Origin of the sequence: Paenibacillus sp. 2KB_20 (genome assembly GCF_052115765.1) — a bacterium.
Lineage (GTDB): Bacteria > Bacillota > Bacilli > Paenibacillales > Paenibacillaceae > Paenibacillus_AQ.
Window position 1 is genome coordinate 154,781 of record NZ_JBFRHH010000003.1, and the last position, 22,407, is coordinate 177,187.

Consider the following 22,407-nt stretch of genomic DNA (forward strand, 5'->3'; position numbering starts at 1 on the left):
TTTTAGAATATTTTTCTTGTGTATAAAGTTTTCGACATAGTGATTTAAATTCCTTCTGTCGAAAATTATTTTTCTTTATTTTTTTTTGAAGTTGATTTATAATTAAATATTTTGTTTCAAATTAATCTCTATTTCGTTATTTTACGACAAAAAATCTCAAGGCATTAACCCGCCTTAAGATTTTGAGGAGATGATTCTGTAGATTGTAGTACGCCGGAGTCCTGAAGCATCCATTCAATAAAGCATCCATACCCCGATTTAGGATCATTTACAAAAACGTGCGTAACCGCTCCAATCAGCTTGCCATCTTGAACGATTGGACTACCGCTCATGCCTTGTACAATCCCGCCTGTCTTCTTAAGCAGTCTTGGATCGGTAATACGGATTACAAGCCCTTTCGTTGCGGGAGCATCCTGTTTAGATACATGAACGATATCCACTGTAAATCGCTCAACCTCTTGTCCTTCAACGACCGTTAAAATCTCTGCCGGTCCTTCCTTGACCTCATGAGATAAGGCTATCGGAATTGGCTCCTGATACAAACCATGCTCAGGAAGATTATTCATTTTACCGAAGATGCCAAAATGGGTATTGCGCTCAACATTGCCCAAAATCTTGCCGTCTTTTGTGAAAGTTGCCCGTTTTTCTCCCGGCTCGCCTTCTTCACTTCGGCTAATGGATGTAACGTTGGACTGAACAATTTGGCCGCTTCCAACATCAATGGGTGTTTGAGTATTCATATCGGTAATGACATGGCCCAAAGCCCCGTAGACTTTCTGGTGAGGTGCGTAGAAAGTTAAAGTGCCTACACCTGCTGCAGAATCACGGATATACAGACCAAGGCGCCAGCTTTGATCTTCTTGATCATATGCCGGGCTCAGCTTGGTTGTCATTTCTTTGCCGCCCCGCTTGAAGGAGATATCCAATGGCTTATTGGCTTTACCAGCCTTCTCGACGATATCAGCAACCTTTGTTACATCATTAAGCGGCTTTCCATCCATCGTGGTCAGCAGATCGCCAACCTTCAGGCCGGCCGCTTCTCCAGGGGACACTTTAGCACCGTTTTGAACGCGTACCAGATGATGTCCAACGACCAGTATACCGGAGGATTTCACTTTGACGCCGATGGTCTGACCTCCAGGAATCACCTTGAGCTCGGGGATCACCTTCACATGAACTGTCTTCAGAGGAATTTTACCAAATAATTTCAGGGTAACTTCGGCATTTCCGCTTTGCTGGGGATTCAGCTGAAGTGGATGCTTTAGCGATACTTGAAGTTTTGACTCGCGGGAGCCGTTGAGCTGCAGGACATCCGGGCGATCAACTGAAGCGAGGGCTTGAACAGGCATGGCAACATCAAGACGGGACTGCTGACCGGAAATCAATCTCAGCTCATTAGGCAATGAAGCAAAAGACTGGACAGGATCAGCAGTTCCAATGAAACAAAGAAGGAAAGCAAGAACGAAACCGAGCAGTTTTCTCCTGAGGTTGGGCTTCAATGGCTGTCACGCTCCCTTTTTCTTCTTTCGCTTGACGAAAAGGTGGTCGCCAATTGCGTACCTTTAAGTTACCCTGCCCTTATGGATTTATTACTGTCAATCATTGACCCAGAGCCTTTCTGGAAGCCTTTTGCGCTGCCGCCAGATTGAGCATTTCTTGGGCATGATGAAGTGTTTTTTCGGTGATCTCGACTCCGCCAAGCATCCGTGCAAGCTCTTTTACACGCCCCTCTTCATTCAGGTTTTCTACTTGCGTCATCGTTCTGGAGGCTTCCAGCTTCTTCTCGATTAAATACTGATGATCTGCCATGCATGCAACCTGCGGCAAATGCGTAATGGAGAACACCTGACAGGTTTTGGCCAGCAAAAACAGCTTCTCCGCAATCGATTGGGCAGCCCTTCCACTGACACCTGTGTCGACTTCATCAAAGATTAAGACCGGTATTTGATCATGACGGGCAAATATACTCTTCATCGCCAGCATAATTCTGGACATTTCTCCACCCGAAGCAATTTTGGCAAGCGGACGCAGAGGCTCACCCGGATTGGCGGATATGAGGAATTCTGCCGTATCCATACCCTGTCTGGTCAACCTTACTTTATGTCCTTCATATTCGTAACCGTTAGGATCCAGCTGTAGTTCCATACGAACCTCAAGGGAGGTGCGCTCCATTTGCAGATCCTTCAGTTCTCCCTCCACTTGCCGTGCTAAATCTTGCGCACACTGCTTGCGGGCAATACTAAGCTCTTTAGCACTAACCAACAGCACGCTTAACAACTCGTCACGACGCTGTTCCAATGCTTGGATAAATTCGTCCTTATTCTCCAGCATATCGGTTTCCTGCTGAATTCTCACGTAGTATTCCAAAATTTGCTCAACATTATCCCCATATTTTCGGCGCAATCCGGAGATCATATCTAAACGAAGCTCAATGTCGTTGAGACGTTCCGGATTAAATTCAATGCTGTCGCGGTAATCCCTTAGCTGGAAAACGGCATCCTCCAGCTGATAATAAGCGGATTGCAGCTGCTCAACAAGCGGCTTTAAACCCTTCTCATCGTAACCTGACACATCCTCCAATTTGGATAGGGCACGGCTGACGGATTCCAATCCCGAGGATCCGTACAATAGGTCGTATGCTCCGGCTACGGAATCCATCATCTTCTCGCTGTGGGACAGCTTGGTTCTTTCCTCGGACAATTCCTCGTCCTCACCGGATTTTAGCTCCGCCGCTGCAATCTCCTCCAGCTGGAACCGATACATATCGAGCATTTGATACGCCTTCTGGCTGGTCTCCTGCAGGTCCTTGAGCTCTCGCTCCACTTTGCTGAATTCCCCGTACAATTCTTGATATTTCCGTTTGACAGGCCCTATGACCTTATCTCCGTACGTATCCAGAAGGCTCATATGCTGCTCTGAACGGAGCAAGCTTTGATGTTCATGCTGACCATGGATATTTATGAGCTTTTCTCCAACCTCACGCAGCATGCTTAAATTCAGCAGCTGGCCGTTAATACGGGAGGTGCTTTTTCCTTGAGCTGTCAGTTCTCTCCGTATCAACAAATGCTCTTCTGGATCCGCTTCAACACCCAGCTTCTTCAGCGTATTCCATACGGGATGCCCTGCAGGCAGCTCGAATAAAGCCTCAATCTCTGCTTTGTCGCAGCCGTAGCGAATTAGTTCAGCCGAGCCGCGGCCGCCGGCAATTAATCCCAGCGCATCGATTATGATGGACTTACCAGCTCCGGTCTCCCCTGTCAGAACGTGAAATCCCGGATAAAAATGCACATCCACGCTTTCTACAACCGCCAGATTCCGAATGGATAGCGTGTTTAACATGTTTCCCACCTCCGCTACTGCTTAAAAACTGCTAATGAGTCACAACATTGATTACGAAATGAAATTTTTAATTTGGGCAACCACATGTTCTCCGTCATCTTCCGTTCGGCAAATGAGCAATATCGTGTCATCGCCGCATATGGTCCCCATGATCTGGGTCCATTCCATATTATCGAGCAGCACGGCTACGGAATTAGCTGTTCCAGGCAAGCACTTCATGACGACAAGATTACCGGTACGGTCAATGTAAACAAAATTATCGATAAGCGCTCTTTTGAGCTTCTGTACAGGGTTGTAACGCTGATCTGTCGGCATAGAGTATTTATATCGCCCATCATCCGTAGGCACCTTGATGAGCAGCAGTTCTTTGATATCACGTGAAATTGTAGCTTGAGTAACCTGAAAACCTTCCGCACGCAATGCGTCTACAAGCTCATCCTGTGTCTCAATATCCTGGTGGGTAATAATATCCCTGATTTTAATATGGCGTTGTCCCTTCATAAAGAGCCTCCTGAGTATTAACTGTTGTAATCATCTTGACCAATCCATTCTTCGTCCGACCAATCCATGCTTAAACGGTGAATCGACTTCTCGTTTACATCAATATAGAGCAGACCGGCACATTCGGGATACAGCAGCAAAAAAGGCATCAACCGATCACGAATGCCGGCCCCCGTCCAATCGACCGGCATCCGTTCCCGTGCCAGCTTGACCATGTACAGCTCGCCACTGTCATCGGATGCAACGTAATCTATAAACAACCGACTCAAAATGGGTCTCTGACCCGTTTCAAACGATAAGTTTATTTTTACTTTACCCCCAACCACGTCATATCCTTCTTGTTCGAGCATCCCAATGGCTGGGTGATCTGGAATGTGTTCATTAATCGGGATGCCCGGCAGTCGATCCGGTGATGGCGACATCAGCCAACGATTCAGCCTATAACCGATAAGCAAGGCAACGACGACACCAAGCAATATCATTAATAACCAATCATAACGCTCATTCATCCTCTCACCTCGAATTTTGTATTCGCGGATGAGAACATCAATTCCTCTTTTTCAGCAAAAGAAACCCATCATTTCGATGAGTTTCCTGTGAATGTATGAGCCGCTTGTGTTACGACGGTATCAATCCATTGACTCAAATGGACAGATTCTTGTCCATCTCCCTGAGTCGGTTCTTCCGAGCTTTCAGAAACCTCCGGCTCTAATCGCCAGTGGGCCAGGAATTCTATATTGCCTTCCCCTCCCGTAATCGGAGAGAACGTAAGATTCTTTAATTTGAACCCAATTTCATCTGCAAAAGTCAGCACTTGCGTTAGGACTTCCCTGTGAACCTTCGGATCTCGAACCACGCCGGACTTACCAACCTTCTCCCGACCTGCCTCAAATTGAGGTTTGATCAGAGCAGCCACATCTCCCGGTTTACCCAGGAGCATCTTCAGAGGCGGCAAAATAATGCGAAGTGATATAAACGAAACGTCAATGCTGGCAAAATCCGGCTGAGGGCCATTCAGGTCGTCCAGCGTCATATAGCGAAAATTGGTTCGCTCCATGACACAAACGCGTTCATCGTTACGAAGCGACCAATCCAACTGGTTATAACCGACGTCGATTGCGTACACATAACTTGCTCCGTGCTGGAGCGCGCAATCCGTAAAGCCGCCAGTCGAAGAGCCGATATCCAGCATCGTACGCCCCTTCATATCGATATCGAATGAACGAATCGCCTTCTCAAGCTTTAATCCGCCACGGCTGACATAGGGATGAACCGAGCCTTTGACTTTCAGTTCGGACGTCCTTGGAATTTTCATGCCGGCTTTCTCGATCCGCTCGGTTCCGGCATAGACCAGACCCGCCATAATCGCGGCTTTGGCTTTTTCGCGACTCTCATAATATCCCTGCTCCACGAGCAGGACATCAATTCGTTCTTTCTGAGATGAATCCATATTATACTCCCGATGGTTTACTAAGACATAAAACTTCTCTTGCCAAGTACGGCTGTCCGAGCATTCTTCAAGCTCCGGATCTCCTGACAAACCGAATCCAATGTCAGCCCTACTTCTTCACGCTGCTGCGGTATGCTTCCATGCTCGATAAACCGGTCTTCGATCCCCATTAAAGATACAACCGCATCATGGATTCCCTGCTCCGCAAAAAACTCTAAAACCGCGCTGCCCATACTACCCGCTTGCGAAGCTTCCTCCAGAACCAGCATGGACGTCCCCGTCTCGGCCAGATTCCGCAGCATACCTCCATCCAGCGGTTTAAGGAAACGGGCGTTTACGACTTGTACCGTAATTCCTTCCCGTTTGAGCTGCTCCGCCGCTTCTTCAGCCAATTGAACCATAGGACCCGCTGCCAGAATGGCGTATCCTTCGCCAGGACGCACGACTTCCCAAGTTCCGATAGGAATCGGTACCAGTTCGGTGTCCATTGGAACGCCGCGCACATTGTTCCGAGGGTAACGGTATGCGATAGGTCCCTCATTATAATCGAGTGCTGTTTTCATCATATGACGAAGCTCGTTCTCGTCTTTTGGCATCATAATGACGATATTGGGGATATGACGCATGAAGGCTACGTCGTATACCCCTTGATGAGTCTCGCCATCTGCACCAACAAAGCCGGCACGGTCAATCGCAAACATCACGTTGGCGTTATGACGGCAAATATCATGCACGATTTGGTCGTACGCACGCTGCATAAACGTGGAATACACCGCAAATACAGGCTTCATGCCTTCCATTGCCAATGCTGCGCACAATGTTGCAGCGTGTTGCTCGGCAATCCCTACATCGATCATACGGTCAGGGAATTTCTTGCTGAACGGGATCAAACCGGAACCGCCCGGCATCGCTGGCGTAACGGCCACGATTCGTTTGTCCTGTTCCCCTAGCTCAACCAGAGTCTGTCCGAACACTTCCGTGTACATTGGATTGCCCACAGTTTTAAGCATTTGACCAGATTCGATCTTGTAAGGAGTAGAAACACCATGCCATTTATGAGAATCCGATTCCGCGGGCCGGTATCCTTTGCCTTTGGTTGTTACGGCATGAATCAGAACGGGTCCGTCCACATTGTCGGCCTGCTTTAACGTATCGATCAGTTTACTCAGATCATGTCCGTCCACAGGACCCAGATAGGTAAATCCAAGCTCCTCGAATAAAACACCGGGAACCATCATATATTTGAGGCTGTCCTTCATCTTTTCTGCCGTCTTCGCGAGTTTGCCGCCGATGGCAGGAATTTTCTTCAGGAGCATTTCCACTTCGTCCTTGGCACGAAGATAATAACGATCGGAACGGATCTTGCTTAGGTAATTGTGCATGGCACCCACATTCGGTGCAATCGACATTTCATTGTCATTCAGGATGACCATCAGCTTTTTCTGCTCGTGGCCAATATGGTTGAGCGCTTCAAACGCCATGCCGCCGGTAAGGGCACCGTCACCGATCATGGCAATAACCCGGTTGTTGTCACCTTTCAGATCACGCGCCATCGCCATACCCATTGCAGCAGACAGCGAGGTGCTGCTGTGTCCGGCTTCCCAGACATCATGCTCGCTTTCGGAACGCTTTACGAAGCCGCACAAGCCTTTGTATTTTCGGAGCGTATCAAATTTATCCATCCGTCCGGTCAAGATCTTGTGTACATAGGCTTGATGGCCCACGTCAAAAATCATCTTGTCACGAGGGCTGTCAAAGCAATAGTGCAAGGCCAGCGTGAGTTCAACCACTCCCAGATTCGGTGCAAGATGGCCACCGGTAACGGACAGCTTTTCGATTAGAAAATGACGGATTTGTCCTGCTAAATCCTCGAGTTCGTCCACCGATAGATGTTTAAGTTGTTCGGGATGCTTGATATTTGGAAGAAGCACGAAGAATCTCCCCGCTTTCCTTGATTAAGTTTACGTTTCTTTAGCTGATATGAATTCAGCCATTAACAGACATTATATCACAAAAAAACCGTTTGCATGTAAAGCGTGCTTAGTGGTCCCGCGCCATCAAAAAATCGGCAATCTCCAGCAATCTGGAGGGATCATTGAAATTCCCTTCGGAAATGACCCGCTTCGCTTCTGCTGTCAGGCGTTCAACTTCACCCCTGGATGCGTCCAAACCGATGAAGTACGGATACGTTACTTTTTCCTGTTTCACATCGCTTTGCACCGGCTTCCCAAGCTTGGACTCATCCCCGACCAGATCCAGGATATCATCTTGAATCTGAAAAGCTAGGCCGATATGATGCCCAAAGGTTCGCAAGGATTCAATTTGGGACTCCGAACACCCGGCAAGATGCCCGCCTGCCATCAGCGAGAACATGATCAGATCACTCGTCTTGTGCAGGTGGATATACTCAAGCTGCTCTAGCGTCGTTATCCCTTGTTCACCCTCCATATCGGCAACCTGCCCGCCTACCATTCCCCGCGGACCTGCATACTCTGCAAGATCCTCCACAATCGACAGCACACGCTCAGCCGGAATTCCATGCTTTCTGGAAGCCTGGATTACGCTGTAAAAAGCATGTGTCAGCAAGGCATCACCAGCCAAAATAGCGCTTGCTTCGCCAAAAACCTTATGATTTGTTGGCTTGCCGCGGCGATAATCATCATCATCCATCGCTGGCAGATCATCATGTATAAGGGAATATGTATGAACCATCTCAACGGCGCAAGCGACCGGAAGGGCTGCGTCACGGTTGCCGCCTCCCGCCTCGCATGCAGCAATGACAAGCAGCGGACGCATTCGCTTTCCGCCTGCCATTAAAGAATACGACATGGACTGGCGAAGGGTTTCAGGAACTTTCCAACCCGGCGGAAAAAGATTGGTAAGCTCGCTATCCAGTCTGTCCCAAATATCATTCATATATTGATGAATCGGAAGTCTGTTATTCACCTAGTTCACCTGTCTCATCAAGCGATCCACCAAAAGGCTTACGCTTCAGTTCTCCGCCTTCTTCTACGATCATTTCGATTTTTTGCTCCACCTGCTCCAGCTTTTTGCTGCACATCTGCGACAGCTTCATGCCCTGTTGAAACAAATCGATGGCTTTTTCCAGCGGCACGTCTCCATCTTCCAATTGCTCTACAATCGTCTCGAGCTGAGCCATCGCTTCTTCAAAACTGATCTCCAATGTTTCATTCGCCATTCTCTTCATCCTCCTTCATTCCCCACACTTGACACTGCAGTTGTCCATCGCTGACCCTCACGTTAACCAAATCGCCTAACTGAACATCTTCGATGGATTTGACAAGCTTTTGCTCTTGCTCGTCATACACGAGACTATATCCTCTGGACATAATTTTCAGCGGACTGAGCGCATCGAGATGCCGCATTTCGGTTTGCAGCTGCGACATCTTGGATTTCATGATCGACTGCATCGCGTTCATTAACTGCCGGCTCACCTGATCTTTTCTTCTCGCCGCGAACTCCGCTTGGGTTCGCGGATTATACCTGATTAATCCCTGATGCAGTGATTTTTGCCGTTGGCGGACCAGGGACAACTGGGATTTCAGGTTGCCCTGCAGCCGCTGGGACAGCATGTCCAACCGTTCGGCATGCTGCAGCATATACCGGCGAGGATGAACCAGAACCGGGGAACGCTGGAGCGAAACTAAACGGTCACGACTTCGCTTAAGACGCTGCTGAAGTCCCTGGTTTAGCTGGCGCTGTCTTTGTACAAGCTGTCCCCTCAGTTCCGCACTGCTCGGTACCGCGAGTTCCGCGGCGGCCGTTGGCGTAGCGGCTCGTAAATCCGCTACAAAATCAGCGATCGTAAAATCGGTTTCGTGTCCAACGGCGGAAATAACAGGAATATTGGATTGATAAATAGCTCTTGCAACGTTCTCCTCATTAAATGCCCACAGTTCTTCGAGTGATCCGCCGCCGCGCCCAACGATGAGCACATCGGCCTCAGCCATGTCATTCATCGTTCGAATAGCCTTCACGATTGAAGGAGCAGCCCCTTTGCCTTGAACCAGCACCGGATACAATATCGCTCTTGCCTGAGGGTACCGTCTCCGGATCGTAATCATAATATCCCGAACAGCGGCACCCGTCGGCGAGGTAATAACACCAATCGTCTTAGGATAACGCGGCAAAGGCCGCTTGCGCTCGGCTGCAAACAAACCCTCTTCCTCAAGCTTCGACTTCAGCTGTTCATAAGCAAGGTACAAACTGCCGATCCCGTCAGGCTGCATTTGAACCGCATAGAATTGGTACTGACCATCCCGTTCATATACCGACACATTACCCCTGGCAATAACGCGAGAGCCTTCCTTCGGTATAAAAGGGAGCCTCTGGTTATGAGTCGCAAACATGATCGCACGAATCCGGCTGCCTTCATCCTTTAAGGTAAAGTACATATGTCCGCTGGAATGATGGGTGAAATTCGAAATTTCACCGCGGATCCATACGTCGGAGAGCCTGGAGTCGCCTTCCATTTTCATGCGGATATAACGGTTTAAATCTTTAACGGATAATACTCGTCCTGGATCTGCCGACTTCATATCAGTTCAACCCATTCAGCCTTTTGGCGGCTATCAAGGTATTCTGCATGAGCATCGTAATGGTCATGGGTCCCACCCCTCCGGGAACCGGAGTAATCGGACCTGACACTTCCTTCACGCTCTCAAAGTCAACGTCCCCGGCAAGCTTTCCGTTCTCCAAACGGTTCATGCCGACATCGATCACGACCGCGCCTGGCTTCACGTAACTGGCATCAATCATATTCGCTCTGCCGATCGCAACAACCAGGATATCCGCTTGACGAGCGATTTCAGCCATATTCCCCGTTCTGGAGTGACACATCGTAACGGTGGCGTTCTCGCGCTGGAGGAGAAGGGATACCGGTTTGCCAACGATATTGGATCTCCCGATTACAACAGCATGCTTGCCTGCAATCTCAATGCCTGTCCGCTTGATCATTTCAATCACGCCGGCAGGTGTGCACGGCAGCAGACTGTCGTCGCCTATCACGAGGTTACCCACATTAACCGGATGGAAACCGTCAACGTCCTTTTCCACTGCTATCGCATCAATGACGGCCTTCTCATGGATGTGCTTAGGCAAAGGGAGCTGGACCAAAATTCCGTGAATGGATTCCTGGGCGTTGAGCTTGTCCACGAGCGCCAGCACTTCTTCCTGGCTGGATTCCGCGGAAAGACGATGCACCTCGGAATAAAAACCCAGATCCTGACATGCTTTCTCCTTGTTGCGAACGTAAACATGCGAAGCCGGATCATCCCCTACAAGTACAACAGCCAAACCAGGACGTACATTCTGCTTGGACAATTGTTCTACTTCTAACGCAATCCCCTTGCGAATTTCTTCAGAAATCTGTTTTCCGCTAATTATCGTTGCTGCTGTCATCCTAATCTCTCCTCCAATATGATGGAATGATATCGTTTCAAGCTTAGCTTAAGCGTACAGATTAAGACTGACGCAGCTTCGCCTTGACTTGATCCAGCTCCTGAATCATCCGGCCCAGTACGCCGTTGACGAATTTCCCTGACTCCTCGGTTCCGAAATGCTTGGACAACTCAATCGCTTCATTAACAGCTACCTTGCCAGGCACATCTTCACGGGATGTCAGTTCATATACAGCCAAACGCAGGATTTGACGATCCACACGGGAAAGACGGCTTACCTGCCAGCCTTTTAAATAATGAGCGAGCAGTTCATCAATTGAATCCTTGGATTCCCAGGTTCCATTGACCAATTGCAGCACATACTCCTTCACTTGAACTTCGTCGCCGATGACCCGCTCGGTCTCATTTTCTTCGGCCGCTTCCGAGAGCAGCATCGACACGGCTTCCACACTGTCGACTTCGTTCATCTCCATCTGGTAAAGGCTTTGAACGACAATCTCTCTTACTACACGTCTTTTCATTTTGTTCCTCCTGTGGACCCTGCTGAATCCATTTTTCTAATTAGTATGATCCATTTGCCGTCAAGACTTGACAACAATTAAAAGGCCAAAAAAAAACCTGTGAATATCTCTCTCCGCAAAAAAGGCGCACTACACCTGTCCTCAGCATTTTTTCCGGAGAAAGCATATCACAGGGTTCATTTAAACGGCCGCCAGCGCTCGGAAAGCCATCGTCCCCATTCCTGAAAGTGGAATACGGAGCCCTGCTTCAGATCCTTGCGCTTGCCAAATATATAGCCGATAAATACCACTAATGCAAAGAACAGCATATCCCAAAAACCGGATAATAAGTAAATCAGTCCGCACACAAGCCCGCCGGTCACCCCGGCAATTCTTCCTCTGTGACTCTCCCATATTTCTTTCCAAGGCATTGGGGAAGCTCACCTCTATTCCACGCGGCTCTTGAAGCTTGGTGCCTGAACCACGTTAGCAATATATACGGATACGGATGACACGGGTATTCCTGTTGTATCTTCAACAAAGTCGTGCACCTGCTTCTGTACTTCCGTTGTCAGTGTAGGAATCGATTCCTCACCATCGACCACGGCGCGTATCGCAATATCAAGACCCGATTGGGATACCTTGATCCGGGATTTCAAATCCTTGACTCCACGGACGCGAGAAGCCGCCTTGAGACAGAGATTCTCGATCGTCTCCACAGAGATTTGAATGTCACCAAACTCCGTGCGCTGATCGATGGAATTCAGGTTCGAGCGATCGCGCCTTACGGAGATGTAGAAGAAACGGATGCTCAGCAAAAACAAAACCGCAGCTACGATAATTCCAGCCCAGAAAAGGCGTTGTTCCTGAACGCTTGTTAATTCATACGGAACAGCGCCACTCAACAGGAGGATGGCAACTACGGATATAACACCGATACTTAAGCTGTAGATAAACAGCAAAAGTCTGTCCATTAATTTGGCCACGATTTAGCACAGCCTCCTTAAAATTAGATTAAACCCTCGACATCGCTGCCCAGGGCTAGCCTGAAAGTATTCTTATTTCACGCGTTGAGCCAGATCCAATTCTTCCGTCTTCTCTACGGATTTCATGAAATGGACATCATGAATATGTACATTGACTTCAATGACCGTAAGCCCTGTCATATTCTCAATCGAACGTTTCACGTTGCGCTGGATTTCTCCGGCTACTTCAGGAAGACGATGACCATACTCCACGATAACGGATACGTCAACAGCAGCTTCCCGTTGTCCAACTTCCACTTTAACACCCTTGGATAAATTCTTACGTCCGAGCAGCTCGGCAATGCCGCCTGCAAAGCCTCCGCTCATCCCTGCAACCCCACGTACTTCTACCGTAGCAAGTCCAGCGATGACTTCAATAACTTCCGGAGCGATCTGAATTTCACCAATATCTGTACGTTCAAATTCTGTAGGCAAAGTTTCCGCCATTGTCTCAACACACCTTTCGGAATAAGTTAGCGGATGCACCCCAACTGCTTAAGGCATGCGCTCTTATTACTCATACTATACCATTTGGCCAAGTTTATGACAAACTTGGCCAAAGGTTTCAAATCTCATTTTCTTCCAAAAATTTGATATCGAAGTCACCCTTCAAGAAGGTAGGATGCTTGAGCAATTTCTGGTGGAACGGGATGGTTGAATAGATCCCTTCAATCTCGAATTCAGCCAGTGCGCGCCTCATCTTCGCGATGGCTTCATCGCGGGTCGGCGCCCATACAATCAGCTTGGCAATCATCGAATCATAATAAGGCGAAATGGTATAACCGGGATATGCCGCACTGTCTACCCGCACGCCAGGACCTCCTGGAGGCAAATAGAACTGAATGGTTCCAGGCGCAGGCATAAAGTTCTTGTCCGGATTCTCGGCATTAATCCGACATTCGATGGACCAGCCATTAATAACTACTTCCTCTTGCGTGAAAGAAAGCGTGTTGCCCTCGGCAACGGAGATCATTTCCTGAATCAGATCAACCCCGGTCACCATCTCGGTAACCGGATGCTCCACCTGAATCCGCGTGTTCATCTCCATGAAGTAGAACTGACCGTCCTGGCCGAGCAAAAATTCAAGCGTACCTGCACCGGAATAGTTAACGGCCTTTGCGGCCCGAACGGCGGCTTCGCCCATCCGGCTGCGTACCTCTTCACTTAGCACCGGACAAGGAGCTTCCTCAACAAGCTTTTGTCTCCGGCGCTGCACAGAACAGTCACGCTCCCCGAGATGCACGGCGTTGCCATGTTTGTCGGCGATAATTTGAATCTCTACATGCTTCATGCCAGTCAAATATTTTTCCAGATAGACGCCTGCATTGCCGAAGGCCTTCTGGGCTTCCTGCTGTGCGTTTGTAATCTGTTTAACCAGCGATTCTTCATCCTCGGCGATCCGAATTCCTTTACCTCCGCCACCTGCAGTAGCCTTGATAATGACGGGATATCCGATATCCCGGGCAAGCATAACGGCCTCATTTAAATCCTCGACCAATCCGTCGGATCCCGGAATAACCGGAACACCTGCATCCCTCATCGTCTGCTTCGCAACAGCCTTATCTCCCATACGGTTGATCGCGTCAGCGGAAGGACCGATAAAGGTAATGTTGCAGGATTCACAAATTTCCGCGAAATCCGCGTTCTCGGCCAAAAAGCCATACCCGGGATGAATGGCGTCACACTCGGTCAGTGTAGCAACGCTCATGATATTGGTAAAATTCAAATAGCTGTCTTTCGATAACGTAGGGCCGATGCAATAGGCCTCATCCGCCAAGCGAACATGCAGGGATTCCCGGTCCGGCTCCGAATATACGGCCACCGTTGCGATGCCAAGTTCCCGGCAAGCCCGGATGATACGAACGGCAATCTCTCCCCGGTTCGCGATTAGCACTTTTTGAAATGTCATGCAGTAACCTCCTTCGGACTCTTGCGACTCTCGTTCTTGGCGAGTCCCTCCATATTACTCCGGTTTCACCAGAAACAGAGGCTGCCCGAATTCTACAAGTTGACCGTTCTGTGCGAGAACCTCTACGATTTCGCCTTTGATCTCTGCTTCCAGTTCATTCATCAGCTTCATGGCCTCAATGATGCAGACCGTTGATTTATCAGTCACCTTGTCCCCGGGGCTGACAAATGGCCCAGCCTCAGGCGATGGGGAACGATAGAAAGTTCCTACCATCGGTGATACGATTTTATGTAATGAGCTGTTGCCATCCTCCACGGAATCCTGCTGTGGTGCAGCTGCAGGTGCTTGATTCCCCGTATTCGGCTGTACGATTTGTGGTGCCATCACTTGCTGTGCCGGTAGGAACGCTTGCGGCGCTGCCTGATAGTTGTTAACCACCTCGGCTGCATTGGGTTTCTTAATGGATAAGCGTGTACCTTCGCTCTCAATTTCCAGCTCATGCACGGATGTTTGATCCACCAGCTTAATAAGTTCCTTGATTTCGTTTAATTTAAACATTATCGACGTTCACTCCTTCACTTTCTTGGAAGCCCTTGCTTAGGACAGTCAGTCAATAGCTTAGAGTATTATATCACAATCGAGCGAAATAGAAAGAGCCCAAGGCAATCCTTAGACTCTTTCGGTTTTATAATATATCCGTGATTTATGTTGAAATCTGCGGACAAGCTTATGGCGCAACATATTGAACGGTTACTTTATCCGGCGAAACCTTCAGTTCCTTCATCACAAGACTCACGATGCCGGCTGCACCTTTGGCATCGAGTTTCTCACTCAGTACGACCACATTATACTTCTCGCTCTCTTCCTTCACAACGGCGTTTCCGTATTGCTGCTGAAGGGCTTCTTCGATGCTGAGAATCACTTCTTCTCTCGCTTCGGCCGATTTCAGCTGCTCGGTAGCTTGAGCTGTTTGCTCCGGCTTGTTTTCATGATTGTCGATCTTTGTCATTAACTCATCGTATAATTTCATATTTTTTTGTGAGCGGTCCAATTTATAGGACTCCAACTGGGCTGCTGCAGATGTTGCATTGGCAGCCACTTGCTCCAGTACTTCTTCATCCGATTTCTTACCGTTGCTGGTGCTGCTTGTGTCTTTGGAGTCCTTGGCGCCCTCTTTGTCTGTGCTGCTAGCGTCTTTGGAATTCTCGGCACCCTCTTGGGATTCCTTCACTTCCGGCTCTTCCGTTTTACCGGCTTCGCCACTTGCTTTTCCTTGATCCCCTTGTTCACCCTGTGTTGCTTCTGCAGAGTCTTCTGTACCGGCCGCACCTGTATCGCCTGTTGCAGTTCCTTGCTCATTGGCACCGGAATCACCGTCAGTACCTTCTTCAAGCACTTCGTTCACAACCAGCTCGTCGCCAGTGCCTGCGGTTCCGTTTGCTTCTTGTCCGGCACCTGGCTTCTGACCGTCCACTTGCGTGCTCTCGGCAACCGGCGGCGCTTTCGTTCCCGAATCGTCGGTGAATAAGTAGTAGGCTGACAGGATGACCATCAAACTGAGCATGGATACTAACCATATGGTTTGTCTTTTGTTATTCATTTGAACGTTTCCTCCTTTGAATGAAAACCTTGGCACGAATGATCGGATCATTCGAGAGGCTGCGGTTATTCCTGTTTACGCGGGACAACGGATATACGATAAGACGGGACATTGAGGCCTCGCTGGATCGCATCCACGATCAAGCTCTTAACAACATCATTCTCGGCTCCCTTGGCTACTACGAGCACCCCCCGGACTTGAGGTTTGATCTTCTTGGTGACGATCGGCGTTTCTTCTCCGGAAGATTCATAAGTTACAATCTGGCCATCACGCTGATAACTTGTGACATGGCGCTTACCTCCGTTAGCATCGGTTTCCTCCGTCAGTTCCTGTGTATCTTTCATGTCACGCTGGACGACCAATTCCTCTGTAGATTCCACAGTCACCATGACATCGACGGACCCAACCCCAACAATCTGTTCCAGCATGGTTTTAGTGCGCATTTCAAAATCCTGCTCGATACTTTCAAACTCACCCCCACCGCTGGTTGAAGTCCCGCCTTGGGTCGTTGAGACCGCAGCCGTCTCCGGCGGCGGCTCGCGACCGATATTCTCATGATCCAGCTTCTTCACATTGACGAAGGAGTTGAACAGCATAATCGCAACGCCGATCAGACCCAGAATGATCAACCACCTGAAGGTTTGCATTTTTCTTGCTCCGCCAGCACCTCCGCCCAGCCATTGTTCCAACCGCTTCAACCAATTTCCCATCATACTCACCTCCGCTACAGCTTTTTATCCTGCTCCTGCCCTGGCATATAGATCGTAATCAGATCCGGCTCCAAATCCCACCGACGGCTAATGTATTTCCGAACCGGCTCTGCTCTTGCTTCCTCGGCCTTGCTCACTGCTTCTGCATTCGCTTTCGCCGCAGCCTTCCCATCCCGTTCCGATTGCATGGATTCAACATTCACCTGAACGGAATCCACAGGTTCTATGCCGATGGGTTGCTTATCATCGCTGTTCTCTACCTCTGCATTCTCCGATTCACCTCCAACCAGTCTTACATCAACAGATCGTATCGTAGCGCCTGCATATCCCTTGTCCTGCCTAGCAACTGCAGCCAGTACCACCTTGACCTCCTGAACCGCTTCCCCCGTTTCTGCCGAAATCTCTTCTTTCATCACCTGGGCCAATTCGTTGCCTGCCCACTGAAGGCTTTGACTCTGCTGCGTTTCCTTCAGCTTCTCGGCCTGTGCCAGAATATGCTCCAGTTGAACCTCCTCCGGCAGACCTTTCTCCTGCCGCTCCAGCTCCATCGCCAGTTGATTCTCAGGGGGATCCGTTATCAATGTGATAATCGGGCTAAGCAGCGTAAGCAGAATCAACAGGCTCAGGACTAATCTGGCGTATCGTTCAAGCGCTTTGCCGGGAAGTATCAAATCAACGAAGGCTGCAAAGAGAACTACCATGATGACGCTTTTCAACCAACCTCCAAGCCAGTCCATTCGTCATTCCTCCTAAAGATTAGCCGCCGCTATATTCTGCCTCACCTCATCATGACGGTAATGTTGCCTGCCGTGAGCAGAATCGTGATGGCCAGGAAGAACATCATACTGACTGCGGCCAAAGCTGTAAAAACATACAGCATCGTCTTTCCGATCGTCTGCAGGCAGGTGCCGATCGGGGTGTCTCCGAGCGGCTGCATGACGGCCGCTGCGACGTTATATATCAAGGCAAGCGTCAAGATCTTGATCGCAGGGAATGCGCAAAGGAACAAAATAATGATGACCCCTGCCAGCCCGATGGAATTCTTGACGAGTAATGAGGCCGAGATCACGGTATCCGTTGCATCTGCGAACATCTTGCCGACTACCGGAACGAAATTGCCGGTTACATATTTGGCTGCCCGGATCGTCACACCGTCCGTAACCGAGCTGGTAAGTCCTTGGACGGAGATAACCCCCAGAAACACGGTAAGCAGCACGCCCAGAACGCCCATTGAAACTCCTCGCAGCAGGTTGCCCAGCTGGGTCAGCTTGTACTTTTCGGATAGCGAACTCACCAGATGCAGCAGAGCCGAGAAGAACAGAAGCGGGAACACAATCGTGCTGATCAGCGTACCTACCGTATGTACCATGAAGATGACTAGCGGATGAGCCACCGAGACAGTCACGACATTGCCCATCGAAGCCATCAGTGCAAAGAGCAAGGGAAGCATCGCCATCATGAAATCGATCATTTGGGTAATGGCGTCCCGGGCATATCCAATCGCGATGCTGAAGCTGTTAACGGCAATGACCAGGACAACCATGTAACAGATGGTATAGGCAACCCGACTCACGGTGCTTTTTTCGAAGGCCGTCTGCAGATTCTCAAGGATCAGACTCATGATGCTCAGCATCACAATGGTCGCCAGCAGCTTGCCGTTATAAAGCACCTCGTGCCACAAATACTTTCCGATTCCGGACATAACCCCTTTGAAGCTAAGACCATCGCCGCCCGGCAGCAGCATATCCATCAGGGACGGCGTCTTTCCATCCGGGAAGAAACCGCCGTAATCCTTCATGAGCCGGTCCCAGTATTTCTCGACCTGGTCTGTCGGCAGCTGCTGCGTCTGCTGCTCTACCCACTCATCGGCCGGATTTGCCGCGGCGGTCGCACTTATTGTTCCGCAGAACAATCCGGACATAAACAACATCAGGATCAGTAGACGAAACACAGCCAAGCCATTTCGAAGTATAACTCCTGTAACCATGTCCCCCCACCTTTTTCAAGCCGGGAGGAGCTTCAGGACCGTCTCGATGATGATCCCGATAATCGGTACAGCGAGCACCAATATGAGCACTTTTCCCGCCAGTTCTATTTTGGATGCGATCGATTCCTGTCCGGCATCTCGTACGATCTGGGCCCCCATCTCCGCAATATAGGCAATACCGATGATTTTCAGAACGGTCTTCAGATAAATGATCTGGACACCGGAGTTCTCCGCCAAATCTTCCAGCATGGATAAGACATTTCCAATCTTCCCGATCAGGAACAGGAAGATGAGAAGTGAGGTTGCCACTGCCAGAAGAAAGGCAAAGAGCGGCTTCTGTTCCTTGACAACCAAGATCAGTACGGTAGCGATGATGCCCAGTCCTACCACCTGGATAATTTCCATATAAGTCCACCTACTGGAATAGAAAAATACTTTTGATTTCCTTAAGCAAATCGTCGAGCAATCTGACTACCATAAACAGCACAACCACAAACCCGATCAGGGTTACCCAATGTGCCATATCCTCTTTCCCCATCTGTTTCAGGACGGTATGAATCATGGCAATGATGATCCCGATACCGGCAATCTGGAAGATGGCGTTCACTTCAATGTTCATTTCCCTTGGCACCTCGCTAAAAGATCAAAATGACGATCAATGCTCCAATGAGCAGTCCCAGACTTTTGCTCATCTTTTCATATTTGACCTGGTCATCCCTTGCCGCTGCTTCTTCATGCTTGAGCTGTCCCACGGCCAGAGCGATATGTTTGATCTGGTCCTGCCTGTCACTGGTGCCAAGAACGCCGCTTAGCTGCTCCAACACCTCACGCTCGGCACTTTTCATTGATGTTCGCTTCCAGTATTCGCCCAGTGCCTTGCGGATGCTGTCCTGTGCGGATAACCCATAATCGGGTCTCATGTAAAGCGCGGCTGAGGCAAATAAGGATCTGAGCGGTTCACGAAGGGAATCGCCAATTCGCTCCAGCGCATCGGGTAGCGGCGTCAAACCGTAGCTGATCTCCGTTTCCAACCGTTGAAGCGCGAGAATAAGTTCTCGCAGCTGCCTGGGTCTTGCTGCGAATTGCTGGGCCTGAAAAAATCCGGCTAAAGTTCCGGCTCCCAGCACAAGCACAGCCCCGACCAATTTAAGCATAGGCATCACCGCCCGGCGGACCGACTGCAGCCGTCTGAAGCGTTCGCTGACCTCCGTCATACAGCTTGTATGATCTTTGGTCGCTTGTTCTACTGAGAACGGCATACATTTCAAACATTCGGTTCTCCAAAAGACCGGCGAGTGCCGGTCGTCCCCGCATATCTTGTATGGATGAGCCATGTGCCGTTGCAATCACGCTAATTCCAGCATGCAAGGCTTCAATGACAGCTTCCGCATCCTCAGGCCGTCCGATCTCGTCCACAATCAGCACATCCGGGGACATTGAACGGATCATCATCATCATCCCTTCAGCTTTCGGACAACCATCCAGCACATCCGTACGCGGACCTACGTCGAATCCAGGGACTCCGCGCAAACAACCGGCGATTTCAGAACGTTCGTCGATGATGCCTACCTTCATTCCCGGCCAATGCACGGCCGAATTCCCCCATTTGCCGTAACTGATCTGCCTCGCTAGATCCCTGAGCAGCGTTGTTTTGCCCTGCTGAGGCGGGGATAAGATCAGCGAGTGCATCACCCTTTTCCGTTTCCGGTCAAGTAAATGCGGGATGATGTCATCCGCCGCTCCCTGAACCTCCTTGGCAATCCGGACATTAAATCCACTAATATCCCGAATGTGTTCAACCTTACCCCCGCTGAGCACCGTCCGGCCGGTGAGCCCGACCCGATGCCCCCCAGGTATCGTGATAAACCCTTTTCGCAATTCCTCTTCCATGGTGTAGAGGGAATGGTTACTGATTAGATCCAGCAACCGATGGGTATCTTCACGCGTCGGCTTATACGCTTCATCAGGCCGCAGTGTAAGCCCGCCCCGCCAGTCCAGAAAATGATGCTTGCCCGCCGAATTAATTTCCAGCGGACGTTCCTCCCGGATACGTACCTCCTCTACATGATTGAGAAGCTCATTCGACAGGCTCAGCAGCATTCGTTTTACGGTTTCGGGAAACAGGTCTAACCAATTCAATGTCATATCAATTTCCCCCAGGTTGTCCTTTTTGATCATCTTCTAATAAGAGAACTTCATATCCCATGTGTATGCTTGTACCTGAAAAATATGCAGCGAATCTATCATTTTTTTAGAACGCCGTATAAGAGACAGGAGACGCCGCACAAAATCCAGCCGATCTTCCCCCACGACAATTTATCTGCCATTCCCACAAGGCCAATCGTTGTTGTCAGAATCAGTACCAGCGGGCCCATGAAAGCCAGGGCCGAATTCACAGCCAGCGCTTTATCAACTTGGTTCAGACGCAGCATGATGATGGCCGCCACAATCTCGAGACTGCCAGAGAAAAAACGAAGCGTGGCCATACTAGCGACAAACTTGTCCAGCATGCTATATATCCTCCTTATTCCTTGTTCACATGTGTGATGTTTAAAAATATGCGAGGTACTCTCGTTTTATCTCTATTTTTTCAATTTCATAGAAGCGAACTTTGAATCTTTCGGACAACGCAAAAAACCCCGGCCGCTATGGACCGGGATTACTCTATTTAATATCGATATGATTGCAGAAAATGATTACATAAAAACAGGTTATCGACGAACCTGCGGTCCGCCAACGGAAGCCTGCTGATCCGTATCCAATCCGTACGCGGTATGAAGCGCCTGTACGACACCTTCCAGATTGGTTCCTTCAATGACGCAGGATACTTTGATTTCGGACGTGCTGACCATTTTGATGCTGACCCCCTGCCGGGAGATTACATCAAACATTTGCGCGGCCACACCCGGGTAACTGACCATGCCAGCGCCAACAATCGATACTTTCACCAGATGGTCTTCCGAGGTAACGTCACGATACGGAGTTTTGCTCCGGATTTGTTCAATAACTGACAACGCACGCTCCCGATCGGCCAAGGAAACGGTAAAGGAAAAGTCTGCTTCGCCGTTTTGCACACCGCTCTGTACGATAATATCAACATCAATCGCTTCTTTTGCAAGTTCTCCGAACACTTGAGCCAAAACGCCTGGCGTATCGGAAACGCCCAGAATACTAATTCTTACCACATTCTTGTCAAATGCAATTCCGCTGACAACCACACCTTGTTCCATGCTTGTTTCCTCCTTAACAACCGTACCCTCGTTATGATTAAAGCTGGATCTGACGACAAGCTTGACTTGATTATGCTTCGCATACTCAACCGCACGCGGGTGAAGAACAGCTGCTCCAAGATTGGCTAACTCCAGCATCTCGTCATAGGAAATCTCCTTCAACTTCCGCGCACATTTAACTACCCGCGGATCCGTGGAGTAAATTCCGTCCACATCTGTATATATTTCGCATACATCCGCTTGGATGGCAGCCGCTAGAGCAACCGCCGTGGTATCTGATCCCCCGCGTCCAAACGTTGTAATCTCTCCATCCTCAGACATTCCCTGGAATCCCGCTACAATGACGACATTCCCTTCGTCAAGCGCTTTAAACACGCGCTCTGGCATAATATCCGTAATGCGGGCTTTGCCATGGACCGCTTCCGTTCGGAACCCCGCCTGCCAGCCGGTAAAAGACTTTGCCTTGCGTCCGAGACCGTGAATGGCCATGGATAGCAGCGATATGGATATTTGCTCTCCCGTGGTCATCAGCATATCCATTTCCCGCGCGGGCGGATTCTCGTTCAACAGCTTTGCCTGGTCAATCAAATCGTCTGTCGTATCCCCCATAGCTGACACCACGACTACACATTGATGACCTTCATCTTGTTTCTCAACAATTCTTCTGGCAACACGCTTCATACGTTCTGTATCCCCTACAGAGCTGCCTCCGAATTTCATGACGTACAGTGACAAT

Annotated in this window: 26 protein-coding genes; all 26 read right to left on the minus strand. The window is 49.5% G+C overall.

Features of this window, described 5'->3' with window-relative positions; genetic code table 11:
• Nucleotides 1-164: 164 nt before the first annotated feature.
• Nucleotides 165-1,499 (minus strand): SpoIVB peptidase, encoded by a 1,335-nt coding sequence (spoIVB, locus tag AB4124_RS10055; protein ID WP_430201598.1) that lies wholly within the window; start codon nucleotides 1,497-1,499, stop codon nucleotides 165-167.
• 100 nt (nucleotides 1,500-1,599) lie between these two features.
• Nucleotides 1,600-3,339: a DNA repair protein RecN gene (gene recN, locus AB4124_RS10060; protein WP_441972680.1), complete on the minus strand. Its 1,740-nt coding sequence runs from the start codon at nucleotides 3,337-3,339 to the stop codon at nucleotides 1,600-1,602.
• Nucleotides 3,340-3,390: 51 nt separating this feature from the next.
• Nucleotides 3,391-3,840 (minus strand): transcriptional regulator AhrC/ArgR, encoded by a 450-nt coding sequence (ahrC, locus tag AB4124_RS10065; protein ID WP_076320891.1) that lies wholly within the window; start codon nucleotides 3,838-3,840, stop codon nucleotides 3,391-3,393.
• A 17-nt stretch (nucleotides 3,841-3,857) separates the two neighbouring features.
• Nucleotides 3,858-4,349 carry a hypothetical protein gene (locus tag AB4124_RS10070; protein WP_076320890.1) on the minus strand — a complete coding sequence of 164 codons (492 nt, stop codon included), beginning with the start codon at nucleotides 4,347-4,349 and terminating at the stop codon, nucleotides 3,858-3,860.
• Between the two features lie 68 nt (nucleotides 4,350-4,417).
• The gene (locus tag AB4124_RS10075) at nucleotides 4,418-5,290 is read right to left on the minus strand and encodes a TlyA family RNA methyltransferase (RefSeq protein WP_441972683.1); all 873 of its coding nucleotides are present in this window, start codon (nucleotides 5,288-5,290) and stop codon (nucleotides 4,418-4,420) included.
• Nucleotides 5,291-5,310: 20 nt separating this feature from the next.
• A complete protein-coding gene (dxs, locus tag AB4124_RS10080; RefSeq protein WP_441972685.1) occupies nucleotides 5,311-7,221 on the minus strand; it encodes a 1-deoxy-D-xylulose-5-phosphate synthase in 1,911 nt (636 codons plus the stop codon).
• A gap of 109 nt (nucleotides 7,222-7,330) precedes the next feature.
• A complete protein-coding gene (locus AB4124_RS10085) occupies nucleotides 7,331-8,206 on the minus strand; it encodes a polyprenyl synthetase family protein (protein WP_441973033.1) in 876 nt (291 codons plus the stop codon).
• Between the two features lie 22 nt (nucleotides 8,207-8,228).
• Nucleotides 8,229-8,489: an exodeoxyribonuclease VII small subunit gene (gene xseB / locus AB4124_RS10090; protein ID WP_076320886.1), complete on the minus strand. Its 261-nt coding sequence runs from the start codon at nucleotides 8,487-8,489 to the stop codon at nucleotides 8,229-8,231.
• Nucleotides 8,479-9,849: an exodeoxyribonuclease VII large subunit gene (gene xseA, locus AB4124_RS10095; RefSeq protein WP_441972687.1), complete on the minus strand. Its 1,371-nt coding sequence runs from the start codon at nucleotides 9,847-9,849 to the stop codon at nucleotides 8,479-8,481. The genes xseB and xseA overlap by 11 nt, the downstream gene beginning before the upstream one ends.
• Before the next feature lies 1 nt (nucleotide 9,850).
• Entirely contained in the window at nucleotides 9,851-10,711 is an 861-nt protein-coding gene (folD, locus tag AB4124_RS10100) for a bifunctional methylenetetrahydrofolate dehydrogenase/methenyltetrahydrofolate cyclohydrolase FolD (RefSeq protein WP_076320884.1), read from the minus strand.
• 61 nt (nucleotides 10,712-10,772) lie between these two features.
• The gene (gene nusB / locus AB4124_RS10105; protein WP_076320883.1) at nucleotides 10,773-11,231 is read right to left on the minus strand and encodes a transcription antitermination factor NusB; all 459 of its coding nucleotides are present in this window, start codon (nucleotides 11,229-11,231) and stop codon (nucleotides 10,773-10,775) included.
• Between the two features lie 176 nt (nucleotides 11,232-11,407).
• The gene (locus AB4124_RS10110) at nucleotides 11,408-11,641 is read right to left on the minus strand and encodes a DUF2273 domain-containing protein (protein ID WP_076320882.1); all 234 of its coding nucleotides are present in this window, start codon (nucleotides 11,639-11,641) and stop codon (nucleotides 11,408-11,410) included.
• A 15-nt stretch (nucleotides 11,642-11,656) separates the two neighbouring features.
• Entirely contained in the window at nucleotides 11,657-12,196 is a 540-nt protein-coding gene (amaP, locus tag AB4124_RS10115; protein WP_076320881.1) for an alkaline shock response membrane anchor protein AmaP, read from the minus strand.
• Nucleotides 12,197-12,268: 72 nt separating this feature from the next.
• A complete protein-coding gene (locus tag AB4124_RS10120) occupies nucleotides 12,269-12,682 on the minus strand; it encodes an Asp23/Gls24 family envelope stress response protein (protein WP_009591235.1) in 414 nt (137 codons plus the stop codon).
• A gap of 118 nt (nucleotides 12,683-12,800) precedes the next feature.
• Complete coding sequence (gene accC / locus AB4124_RS10125; protein ID WP_076320880.1) at nucleotides 12,801-14,144, minus strand: acetyl-CoA carboxylase biotin carboxylase subunit; 1,344 nt, start codon at nucleotides 14,142-14,144, stop codon at nucleotides 12,801-12,803.
• A 54-nt stretch (nucleotides 14,145-14,198) separates the two neighbouring features.
• The gene (gene accB, locus AB4124_RS10130; RefSeq protein WP_076320879.1) at nucleotides 14,199-14,702 is read right to left on the minus strand and encodes an acetyl-CoA carboxylase biotin carboxyl carrier protein; all 504 of its coding nucleotides are present in this window, start codon (nucleotides 14,700-14,702) and stop codon (nucleotides 14,199-14,201) included.
• A gap of 169 nt (nucleotides 14,703-14,871) precedes the next feature.
• Nucleotides 14,872-15,744: a SpoIIIAH-like family protein gene (locus AB4124_RS10135; protein ID WP_076320878.1), complete on the minus strand. Its 873-nt coding sequence runs from the start codon at nucleotides 15,742-15,744 to the stop codon at nucleotides 14,872-14,874.
• Nucleotides 15,745-15,809: 65 nt separating this feature from the next.
• A complete protein-coding gene (gene spoIIIAG, locus AB4124_RS10140; protein WP_179090583.1) occupies nucleotides 15,810-16,454 on the minus strand; it encodes a stage III sporulation protein AG in 645 nt (214 codons plus the stop codon).
• Between the two features lie 14 nt (nucleotides 16,455-16,468).
• Nucleotides 16,469-17,191, minus strand: coding sequence for a stage III sporulation protein AF (spoIIIAF, locus tag AB4124_RS10145; RefSeq protein ID WP_379415044.1), 723 nt, complete (start codon nucleotides 17,189-17,191; stop codon nucleotides 16,469-16,471).
• A 41-nt stretch (nucleotides 17,192-17,232) separates the two neighbouring features.
• Nucleotides 17,233-18,384 (minus strand): stage III sporulation protein AE, encoded by a 1,152-nt coding sequence (spoIIIAE, locus tag AB4124_RS10150; protein WP_372238780.1) that lies wholly within the window; start codon nucleotides 18,382-18,384, stop codon nucleotides 17,233-17,235.
• A 72-nt stretch (nucleotides 18,385-18,456) separates the two neighbouring features.
• Nucleotides 18,457-18,846, minus strand: a complete 390-nt coding sequence (gene spoIIIAD / locus AB4124_RS10155) for a stage III sporulation protein AD (protein WP_071223846.1) — start codon at nucleotides 18,844-18,846, stop codon at nucleotides 18,457-18,459.
• Nucleotides 18,847-18,856: 10 nt separating this feature from the next.
• Complete coding sequence (gene spoIIIAC, locus AB4124_RS10160; protein WP_007129715.1) at nucleotides 18,857-19,060, minus strand: stage III sporulation protein AC; 204 nt, start codon at nucleotides 19,058-19,060, stop codon at nucleotides 18,857-18,859.
• Nucleotides 19,061-19,076: 16 nt separating this feature from the next.
• Nucleotides 19,077-19,595, minus strand: coding sequence for a stage III sporulation protein SpoIIIAB (gene spoIIIAB / locus AB4124_RS10165; RefSeq protein ID WP_076320874.1), 519 nt, complete (start codon nucleotides 19,593-19,595; stop codon nucleotides 19,077-19,079).
• Nucleotides 19,588-20,586: a stage III sporulation protein AA gene (gene spoIIIAA, locus AB4124_RS10170; protein WP_441972692.1), complete on the minus strand. Its 999-nt coding sequence runs from the start codon at nucleotides 20,584-20,586 to the stop codon at nucleotides 19,588-19,590. Before spoIIIAA ends, spoIIIAB begins: the two co-directional genes overlap by 8 nt.
• 98 nt (nucleotides 20,587-20,684) lie before the next feature.
• On the minus strand, nucleotides 20,685-20,951 hold the full coding sequence (locus AB4124_RS10175) for a YqhV family protein (protein WP_076320872.1): 267 nt from the start codon (nucleotides 20,949-20,951) through the stop codon (nucleotides 20,685-20,687).
• Between the two features lie 201 nt (nucleotides 20,952-21,152).
• Nucleotides 21,153-22,406, minus strand: coding sequence for an aspartate kinase (locus tag AB4124_RS10180; protein ID WP_441972695.1), 1,254 nt, complete (start codon nucleotides 22,404-22,406; stop codon nucleotides 21,153-21,155).
• Nucleotide 22,407 lies beyond the last annotated feature (1 nt).